The following is a 9,507-nucleotide window of genomic DNA, read 5'->3' on the forward strand; positions in this document are numbered from 1 at the left end:
GCTCTGATCGGATGGGGACGATCCCTGCCGGGCGGTAGCTGCCCCCGTTTTGGTGGATGCGCTGCCGCTTATCCACCCGCAGGCTCAGAATCATCGTTGACCGCGGATCGGCGCTGCGACCAGGTGGAAACAGTCTGCGCCAATCCACGGCCTCCGCGTTTGCGGCACCGTCGCTCAGCGAGGCAGCACGCGGGCGAAGTAGGCCTTGATGTATTCGGTCTCGGGGATGTGGGGGTGGACCGGGTGGTCCGCCCCCTGTTGCCCCTGTTCGAGGATCTGCACCTGTCGCCCCAGGTGGTGGGCGCCGGAGGCCACCGCATGGAGCAACTGTTCGCGCTTGAGGTGGAAGGAGCAGGATGCGGAGACGAGGATCGCGTCGCGGTCGAGCAACTGGATCGCCATCTGGTTGACCCGCTGATAGGCGGCCAGCCCCTCCTTCAGATCCTTCTTCCGTTTGATGAAGGCCGGGGGGTCGCAGATCACCACGTCGAACTGTTCGTTGTCGGCCTTCAGCGTTTTCAGGGCGTCGAAGACATCCCCGTGGAGTGCTTCCACCCGGTCGGCAACCCCGTTCAGGTCGGCGTTCTCCTGCAACTGTTCGAGGGCCGGTCTGGAGGCGTCGACACAGACCACCCGTTTCGCCCCGAAGTGCGCCGCCTGCACCCCCCAGCCGCCGCTGTAGCTGAACAGGTCCAGCACCCGCATCCCTTTCACGTAGCGGGCGATCCGCGCACGGTTTTCCCGTTGGTCGTAGAACCAGCCGGTCTTCTGGCCGGCGTGGGCGGGGGCGCGGAAGCGGCAGCCGTTCTCCTCCAGTTCCAGCCACCGCGGAGTTTCTCCGAGCGCCGTTTCCACGTAGGCGGGTAGCCCCTCCGCCGCCCGCGAGCCGATATCGTTGCGCAGGATGATCGTCGCCGGGGTGAGCACCTTCTCCACCGCCGCCACCACCTCCTCGCGCAGGCGCTCCATGCCGGCGGTGGTGATCTGCACCACCGCCACCTCGCCGAATCGATCCACCACCAACCCCGGAAGCCCGTCGCTCTCGCCGTAGACCAGCCGATACCACGGGCCGGGATAGAGCCGCTCGCGCAGCGACAGCGCGATCTTCAAGCGGTGGACGATCAGCGAGCGGTCCACGGGGTGGTCCAGGTCGCGGCCGATCAGGCGGGCGCAGAGCAGGGCGTGGGGGTGGACGTAGCCGATGCCCAGCGGGCGCCCGTTGTGGGCCTGGATCTCCACCGGGTCGCCGGGCACGAAGTCCTTCAAGGGGGTCGCCGCGGTATCCACCTCGTTGCTGTAGACCCACAGATGGCCGCCGCGCAGCCGGCGCTCCTCGTTCTTCTTCAGCCGCAGCGGCGGCAGGGCGGAGGCGGTGTGGGTCATGGTGCGGGCTCCGGGGGAAGGGGCGGGAAGGATACGTCAAGCGTGTGACTGACAAAAGGGGCGGGCGGGGCTATGGTTGACACTAACGCTATGTCATTCGAGAGGGTTCGTCCCATGCCTTCGCTCGTCAACCGGCTCGCCGCCGAGAGCAGCCCCTACCTTCAGCAGCATGCCGACAACCCGGTGGCTTGGCAGCCGTGGGACGAGGAGGCGCTGGAGCGCGCCCGTCGCGAGGATCGGCCGATCCTCCTCTCCATCGGCTACTCCGCCTGTCACTGGTGTCACGTGATGGCCCACGAATCCTTCGAGGACGAGGCGACCGCGGCGGTGATGAACGACCATTTCGTCAACATCAAGGTGGACCGCGAGGAGCGTCCCGACCTCGATCGCATCTACCAGACCGCCCATCAACTGCTCAATCGCCGACCCGGTGGTTGGCCGCTGACTCTTTTTCTCACCCCCGGGGAGCACCTGCCGATCTACGCCGGAACCTACTTTCCGCCCCAGCCGCGCCATGGTCTGCCGGCCTTCCGCGAGCTGCTGCGGGGGGTTGCCGAGGCCTACCGGCAGCAGCCCGAGGCGGTGGCCGAACAGGGCGCGCAGCTGAGCGCCTACCTGAACGCGCTGGCCGACACCGGCGTCCCCGGCGAGCCGCGGCGCGAGCCCATCGCCCGTGCCGAGCGGGCACTGATGGAGCAGTATGACCCGCGCCACGGCGGATTCGGCGCCGCTCCCAAGTTTCCTCACCCCGATGCGCTCGGGCGCCTGCTTCACGCCGCCGACGGCGCCGACCGCGAAGCGGCCCTGCACACCCTGCGGCGGATGGCCTTGGGCGGCGTCTACGACCAGCTTGCCGGTGGCTTTTTCCGCTATTCGGTGGACGAGCGCTGGATGATCCCCCACTTCGAAAAGATGCTGTATGACAACGGCCTGCTCCTCGCCCTCTATGCCGAAGCGTGGGCGATGACCGGCGATCCGCTGTTTCGCCGGGTCGCCGAAGAGACCGGCCGCTGGGCGATGGAGGAGATGTGCTCCGAAGAGGGGGGGTTTTTCTCCACCCTCGATGCCGACTCGGACGGGGAGGAGGGGGGCTATTACGTGTGGGAGCGCAGGGAACTGGAGGCGCTGCTGGCCCCGGTGGAGTTGGCGGTGGTCGCCGAATGGTATGGTTTGAAGGGGGCGCCCAACTTCGAGGGGCGCTGGCACCTCCACGCCGAAGAGGGCTTGGCGATGGTGGCGGAGCGGCTCGGCATCTCCCTCCAGGAGGTGGAGGTGCACGCTGCCCATGCCCGGGAACGGATGCTCGCCCGCCGCCGCCGCAATCCCCTGCCGGGGCGCGACGAGAAGATCCTCACCGCCTGGAATGGTCTGATGATCCGCGGCCTGGCGGTGGCCGGGCGCCTGCTCGGTGAGGCGCGCTTCATCAAGGCGGCCCGCCAGGCGGTGGAGTTCATTCGCATCAAGCTCTACCACGACCAGCGTCTCCACGCCGTCTATGCCGATGGCCGGGTCCGCTACCGCGCCTATCTGGACGACTATGCCTTCCTTCTCGATGCCCTGCTGGAGCTGCTGCGCGCCTCCTGGAGGGACGAGGATCTCGCCTTCGCCATGGAGCTGGCCAATAGCGTGCTGGTCCACTACGAGGACCGCGAGCGGGGCGGTTTCTACTTCACCGCCGACGACCATGAGCGGCTGATTCAGCGCCCCAAGCCGCTCGCCGACGAGGCCACCCCCGCGGGCAACGGCGTGCTCGCCCGCGCCCTCGGCCGACTCGGCCGGCTGGTCGATGAGTCCCGCTACGGCGACGCCGCGGAGCGGACGTTGCGCGCCGCCTGGCCCGCCATCGAGGCGATGCCCCACGCCCACTGCAGCCTGCTCGCCGCCCTCGAAGAGCGGCTCGACCCGCCGCCGCGGGTGATCGTTCGCGCGCCCCATCACGAGTTGGGCGCATGGCAGGTGTCGCAGGCGCTGCTCTTCTTCATCCCCGAAGTGGCCACCCTGCCGGGGGCGCTGGCGGTCCACGAGCCCCGCCCCGGTGGTGTCGCCTACCTGTGCGACGAGGCGGGTTGCCACCTGCCGATCGAGTCGCCGGCGGCGTTGCGGGAGGCGCTGGCGGAAGGAGGGGCTAAGGGGCTAAGGGGCTAAGGGGCTAAGGGGCTAAGGGGCTAAGGGCGGTTGCCCGGAAGTGCTTGACATCGTGGGGTGTGACTTCAAAATTCTTCGCCTCTTCGCCTCTTCGCCTCTTCGCCTCCTCATCCCGAAACCTGATCCCTATCAATCCCCTGCGCCAACCTCCTCACCTCCCCCTCACCTCCCTGCAACCGCAGGGTCAAAGCCCGGTCATCAATCCGTAACGGACGCTCCCTAACATTCGCATCCCCGCGTCTCGCGCCAAGGATTGCGTCCATGAAAACCTGGTTCGCCATCATTATCCTCTCCAGCTTTGGTTTCCTTGCCTTCGCCAACATGGCCACCGACCACTCCGGCGGCGATTACGAGGCGCGGCTGCCCGACGAGATCCTCCACCTCACCCGCGCCCAGCTCGAACAGAAGGCCCACGAGTGCGTCCACGCCAAGCGCGAGGCGCTGCGGATCAGCGATCACGCCCGTTACCTCGAACTGGTCAACGACATGGCCTGCCACCACGCCGAATTGGTGGTGCTGGCCGATCAAGACTGACCCGGACCGGAAGAAGCACCCAATCCCATGGAGAAACTCTGGAATCTGCTGAGCCTGAACTTCTCGATTCGCGAGAAGGTGTGGCTGCTCTCCTTCGTGATCCTTGCGATCGCCCTCGACGCCATCGGGCTCGGTCTGATCCAGCACCGCAACTATCTCGCCGGCAACGACGCGGTGGAGCACGCCTCGCGGGTCTCCCAGGAGGCGCTACGGGTGCAGGTGGCCTACCAGCGGCAGATGATCGAGTGGAAGAACCTGCTGGTGCGCGGCGAGGTCGGCGACCAGTACGACGAATATTTCGCCCGTTTCGAGGAGGAGGAGAAGGCGACCCGCAAGCTGGCCCACGGTCTGGAGGGGGATCTCGGCGAGAGTTCCGAGGCGAGCCTGCTGGTGCGCGCCTTCCTGCGCGAGCACCACCGCCTCGGCAAGCGTTACCGCGAGGCGCTGACCGCCTACCGCCTGGCCGAGACCGATCCCCACATTACCACCGACAAGTACATGCGGGGGGTCGAGCAGGTCCCCGCCATCCTTCTCAAGAAGCTGCTCGATCGGGTCGCTGCCGACAAGGAGCGGGCGCTGGCGGCGATCGAGGAGAAGCTCGCCACCGACGTGCGCCTGGCGGTGATCATCTTCGCCGTTGCCAACGCGGCCGCCCTGCTGCTCGCCTTCGGTGTCGCCCAGGGGATCAAGCGCTCGGTGCGTCAGCTCCAGGGGGCGATGGAGCGGGTGCGTGCCGAGCGCGACCTCACCGCCCCGGTGCCGGTGGACGGCAACGACGAGCTCTCCGGCATCGCCGGCCACTTCTCCAGCCTGATGGCGGAGTTCCGCGCCATCCTCGCCAACTTCCGCTCTGCCGGCGATGAGGTGACCGGTGTCGCCGGTCGGGTTGCCGGCCTCTCCGAGGGGACCCGTGCCGAGGTGGCCGAGCAGCATGCGAAGACCCGCTCCATGGTGGAGGGGATCCGGCGCATGGCGGAGACCGTCGAGCGCATCTCCGAGCACGCCCGCCAGGCCGCGGCGCGGGCCACCGCGGCCGATGGCGACGCGGTGCGCGGTCGCGAGGCGGTGATGGCGACGCTGGCCTCCATGGAGAGCCTCACCAGGCGGATGGAGGGGGCCAACGACGCGGTGCGCAGCCTCGCCCAAGAGAGCGATGCCATCGGTACCGTCCTTGACGTCATCGACGGGGTCGCCGAACAGACCAATCTGCTGGCGTTGAACGCCGCCATCGAGGCGGCCCGGGCCGGCGAGCAGGGGCGCGGCTTCGCGGTGGTGGCCGACGAGGTGCGCACCCTGGCCACCCGCACTCGCCGCTCCACCGAGGAGATCCAGGCGATGATCGAGCGGCTGCAGAAGGGGGCCACCGATGCCGTGGCCGCCATGGACCGCGGCCGCGAGCACGCCGCGGGCAGCCTGGAGCAGGCTCGCGATGCCGGGGTGCGGCTGGAGGCGATCACCGGTGAGGTGGCGGCGATCCGCGAGATGAACAGCGAGATCTCCCGCATCGCCGACGAACAGAGCGAGGTGGCAGAGGCGATGGAGCGCGATGTTCAGGCGATCCAAAACGTCGCCGACCGCACCGCCGGGGGGGCCGACACCACCGCCAGCCTGAGCGGCCAGCTCGCCGAGATGTCCACCGGCCTGCGTCAACAGATCGGCGTCTATCGCATCTGACGACGATGGATGTGCGCCCCCTCCTCCTCGCCCTGCTGCTGCCCAACCTGCTGTGGCCGACCGCCGGCTTCCCCCAGGGGTTCCTGTCCGATGACGACGAAGGGGAAGAGGTGCTCTCGCCAGAAGAGGAGCAGCGGGCGGAGCTGAAGCAGCTGATCCGCGAGAAGCGCTTCGACTACGTCTTCCGCGGCGTCGATACCCCCTTCCTGGCCGAGCGCCGCATCACCATCAACCGCACCCCCCTCGACGACGCGCAACTGCAGCAGCGCATCCTGGTGCCGCTGTTCCGCATCGAGGTGGAGGGCACCACCGCCACCGGCGCCCCCTACCGGCTGGGGCGCCACTACCTTTTCGACGTCTGTCGCCGCGGCCCCGAGGAGGGGCGCTGGCTCGACCGCTATCCCATCTATCGTTGCATCCTCAAGGGGTGATCCTCTCGCCCGCATGAGGCAGGACAAGCCGCTCCCATCCATCCGCAACGGTGCCCCGGTCGGCAGCGGCGCGCCCCATAGGGCGGCCCGTGCCTCTCCCATCCTTTCCGGTAGCACCGCAATTCATGGGCGTCGGATGGGCAGGCGACGTCAGGCGAAGTAGCCCCGTGCCTGCTCCACGTCCAGCAGGATCTGGTTCTTCAGATCGTCGAAGGAAGGGAATTTGCGCTCGTCGCGGATCTTGTGCAGGAAGTCCACCTGGACGTGGCGGCCGTAGATCTGCTGATCGAAGTCGAACAGGTGGACCTCCAGCAGGGTCTTGAAACCATCCACCGTGGGGCGGCTGCCGAGGTTGGCGACCCCCTGCACCGGCTCCTCGTCGAGGCCGAACATCTCGATCGCGTAGACCCCGGTGAGCGGGGTGGCGATACGGTGGAGGAAGATGTTGGCGGTGGGGAAGCCGATGGTGCGCCCCCGCTTGTCGCCGTGGGCGATCCGACCGCACATGCGGTAGGGGCGGCCGAGGAGTTTCTGCGCCTCGCCCAAGTCGCCGGCGGCCAGCGCGGTGCGGATGCGGGTGCTGGAGACCCGCCGGTCCTCGATCAGGAAGGTGTGCATGTGCGCCACCTGGAAGCCATGCTGGCGGCCCAGGGCGTGGAGCAGGGCAAAGTCCCCCTTGCGTCCGGCGCCGAAACGGAAGTCGTCGCCGACCACCAGATACTTCACCCCGAGCCCCTCCACCAGCAGCCGTTGCACAAACTGGTCCGGGCTCATCGCGGCGAGCGCCCGGTTGAAGGGCAGCAGCAGGGTGCGCTCCACCGAGAAGCGGCGCAGCGCCTTCACCTTCTCGCGCATCTTGGTCAGCCGCGGCGGCGCCTTGTCGGGGGCGAAGAACTCCTGGGGCTGGGGCTCGAAGGCGACCACCGTCATCGGCAGGCCGAGGGCGTCGGCGTGGTCGGCCAACTGGCCGAGCACCGCCTGGTGGCCGAGGTGGACGCCGTCGAAGTTGCCGATGGTGGCGACGCAGCCGCGGTGGCGGGGGCGCAGATTGTGAAGGCCTCGGATCAGCTCCATTGCGGATTTTTTGCTCGGGTCGCTCGGTGAGTCGGGGCTTGGTCGTTGTCGGGGGCGGCGCTGCCCGGTTCGGGGGCGCTGCCTTCGATGGGCGTTACGCGACCCGACCAAAAAGTCCGTGTGGTTGGGTGCGAGGGAGGGGAGACATTATAGGCCGTGTTGCGCGTTTGCGTTCATTCGCGTTCGTTTGCGGACCCTCTTCGGAGCGAGATGCGCAGGCCGAAGGTGAACAGGGCGGCGAAGTAGAGGGCGGCGGCGGCGGCGACCCACAGGGCCAGTTGCAGGACGCGGGTGGTGGCGTCCCATTGCAGCCACTGCGCGGTGTCGGCGCTGCCCCAGGCGAGCAGCAGGGCCATCACGGCGTTGGCGGCGAGCACCTGGAGAAACAGTCTGCGCCAGCCGGCCGACGGGGTGTAGACGCCGTCGCGCCGCAGGGTGGCGAGCAGCCAGCCGGCATTGAGCCAGGCCGAGGCGGCGGTGGCCAGTGCCAGGCCGGTGTGGGGGCCGGGCAGATCGCCGAGGGTCATGGCGGCGACGAAGAGGACGTTGAGCCCCATGTTGGCGATCATCGCGCGGACGCCGATGCGCACCGGCGTCCGGGTGTCCTGGCGGGCGTAGAAACCGGGGGCGAGCACCTTGATCAGGATGAAGCCGGGCAGCCCCAGGCTGTAGGCGATCAGGCTCATCCGCGCCATCATCACGTCGTCGACGCCGAAACGGTCGTACTGGAACAGGGTGGTGAGCATCGGGCCGGCCAGCAGGGCGAGGCCCAGCGCCGCTGGCAGGGCGATCAGCAGCGCCCAGCGCAGCGCCCAGTCGAGGGTGGCGGAGAAGGCCGCCGGGTCGGCGGCGGCGTGCCTGCGCGACAGCGCCGGCAGGATCACCGTGCCGAGGGCGACGCCGAACATCCCCAGCGGGAACTCCATCAACCGGTCGGAGTAGTAGAGCCAGGAGACGCTGCCGGTGGCCAGCAGGGAGGCGATCAGGGTGTCGAACAGCAGGTTGATCTGGGCCACCGAGGAGCCGAAGATCGCCGGTCCCATCAGCTTGAGGATCTTGCGCACGCCGCTGTCGTGCCAGCCCCAGCGGGGGCGCGGCAGGAGTCCCAGGCGGGCGAGGAAGGGGAGTTGGACGGCGAGTTGGACGACGCCGGCGATGAATACGCCCCAGGCCAGCGCGGTGATCGGCCGCTCCATCCGCGGGGCGAGCCACAGGGCGCAGACGATCAGCGCCAGGTTGAGCAGCACCGGAGTGAGCGCCGGCACGGCGAAGCGGCTATAGCTGTTGAGGATCGCACCGGCGAAGGCGGTCAGCGAGATGAACAGCAGGTAGGGGAAGGTGAGCCGCAGCATCTCCGCGGCGAGCCGGTGTTTCTCCGGCTCGTCGATGAAGCCGGGGGCGAAGATCGACACCAGGATCGGCGCGGCGACCACCCCCACGGCGGTGACCGCGAAGAGGATCAGCGCCAGGGTCCCGGCCACCCGGTCCACCAGGGCGCGGACCTCGGCGTGATCCTCGCGGGTCTTGTGCGCCGAGAGCACCGGCACGAAGGCCTGGGAGAAGGCCCCCTCGGCGAACAGCCGGCGCAGCAGGTTGGGGATCTTGAAGGCGACGAAGAAGGCGTCGGTGCCGATGCCTGCGCCGAACATCCGTGCCACCACCATGTCGCGGACGAAGCCGAGGATGCGCGAGACCAGGGTCATGGCGCTGACCACGGCGGTGGACTTGAGCAGGCGGGTCGACATTGGCAGGCGCACCGGGGGGTGAGGCAGGAAACCGGCGCAGTCTAAAGGAATGTCGTGGCTGCGGCTATTGACATCGTGCGCGAAATCCGGATACTTACCGCCTCTCTTTTTCATGACCAACTTTCATTTGGGAGTAACGACCTTGGCTAATTCCGCTCAAGCGAGGAAGCGCGCCCGTCAGGCGGAGAAGCACCGCCAGCACAACGCCGCTCAGCGCTCCATGTTGCGCACCTACATCAAGAAGGTGGTGAAGGCCGTCGCCACCGGCGACAAGGCCTCCGCCGAGTCCGCCTACAAGAGCGCCGTGCCGGTGATCGACAGCGCCGTCGGCAAGGGCCTGATCCACAAGAACAAGGCCGCCCGCCACAAGAGCCGTCTCAGCGCCCACATCAAGGCGATGTAAGAGACGCCTTAGCGGGCACTCCCGGAAAAAAGCCGCTCACATGAGCGGCTTTTTTTGTGTCGGCTTCCGCGGGGGGGGGGGGGGGGGGTCGGGGAGTAGTAGGAAAGCCCAAACCTAG

Annotated in this window: 9 protein-coding genes; 6 read left to right on the forward strand and 3 right to left on the reverse strand. The window is 68.1% G+C overall.

Features of this window, described 5'->3' with window-relative positions:
• Nucleotides 1-174: 174 nt before the first annotated feature.
• On the reverse strand, nucleotides 175-1,383 hold the full coding sequence (locus tag ACYQ2W_RS09430) for a class I SAM-dependent rRNA methyltransferase (protein WP_459865607.1): 1,209 nt from the start codon (nucleotides 1,381-1,383) through the stop codon (nucleotides 175-177).
• Between the two features lie 114 nt (nucleotides 1,384-1,497).
• Here ACYQ2W_RS09430 and ACYQ2W_RS09435 point away from each other — a divergent pair, with 114 nt between their 5' ends.
• The 4 genes from ACYQ2W_RS09435 to ACYQ2W_RS09450 all read left to right on the forward strand — a co-directional run bounded on the left by ACYQ2W_RS09435 (nucleotide 1,498) and on the right by ACYQ2W_RS09450 (nucleotide 6,167).
• Nucleotides 1,498-3,528, forward strand: coding sequence for a thioredoxin domain-containing protein (locus tag ACYQ2W_RS09435; protein ID WP_459865609.1), 2,031 nt, complete (start codon nucleotides 1,498-1,500; stop codon nucleotides 3,526-3,528).
• A 261-nt stretch (nucleotides 3,529-3,789) separates the two neighbouring features.
• Nucleotides 3,790-4,062 (forward strand): hypothetical protein, encoded by a 273-nt coding sequence (locus tag ACYQ2W_RS09440; protein WP_459865611.1) that lies wholly within the window; start codon nucleotides 3,790-3,792, stop codon nucleotides 4,060-4,062.
• A 27-nt stretch (nucleotides 4,063-4,089) separates the two neighbouring features.
• Entirely contained in the window at nucleotides 4,090-5,736 is a 1,647-nt protein-coding gene (locus tag ACYQ2W_RS09445; protein WP_459865613.1) for a methyl-accepting chemotaxis protein, read from the forward strand.
• 11 nt (nucleotides 5,737-5,747) lie between these two features.
• On the forward strand, nucleotides 5,748-6,167 hold the full coding sequence (locus ACYQ2W_RS09450; protein WP_459865615.1) for a hypothetical protein: 420 nt from the start codon (nucleotides 5,748-5,750) through the stop codon (nucleotides 6,165-6,167).
• A gap of 150 nt (nucleotides 6,168-6,317) precedes the next feature.
• Here ACYQ2W_RS09450 and ribF read toward each other — a convergent pair whose 3' ends face one another.
• A complete protein-coding gene (gene ribF / locus ACYQ2W_RS09455; RefSeq protein ID WP_459865617.1) occupies nucleotides 6,318-7,241 on the reverse strand; it encodes a bifunctional riboflavin kinase/FAD synthetase in 924 nt (307 codons plus the stop codon).
• A 10-nt stretch (nucleotides 7,242-7,251) separates the two neighbouring features.
• On the opposite strand from ribF, the gene ACYQ2W_RS09460 reads away from it, so the two are divergent.
• Nucleotides 7,252-7,470 carry a hypothetical protein gene (locus ACYQ2W_RS09460; protein WP_459865619.1) on the forward strand — a complete coding sequence of 73 codons (219 nt, stop codon included), beginning with the start codon at nucleotides 7,252-7,254 and terminating at the stop codon, nucleotides 7,468-7,470.
• Here ACYQ2W_RS09460 and murJ read toward each other — a convergent pair.
• The gene (gene murJ, locus ACYQ2W_RS09465; RefSeq protein ID WP_459865621.1) at nucleotides 7,415-8,986 is read right to left on the reverse strand and encodes a murein biosynthesis integral membrane protein MurJ; all 1,572 of its coding nucleotides are present in this window, start codon (nucleotides 8,984-8,986) and stop codon (nucleotides 7,415-7,417) included. The genes ACYQ2W_RS09460 and murJ overlap by 56 nt on opposite strands.
• 142 nt (nucleotides 8,987-9,128) lie before the next feature.
• Here murJ and rpsT point away from each other — a divergent pair, with 142 nt between their 5' ends.
• The gene (gene rpsT, locus ACYQ2W_RS09470; RefSeq protein WP_459865623.1) at nucleotides 9,129-9,389 is read left to right on the forward strand and encodes a 30S ribosomal protein S20; all 261 of its coding nucleotides are present in this window, start codon (nucleotides 9,129-9,131) and stop codon (nucleotides 9,387-9,389) included.
• Nucleotides 9,390-9,507: the final 118 nt, after the last annotated feature.

This window comes from Endothiovibrio diazotrophicus, assembly GCF_054657215.1.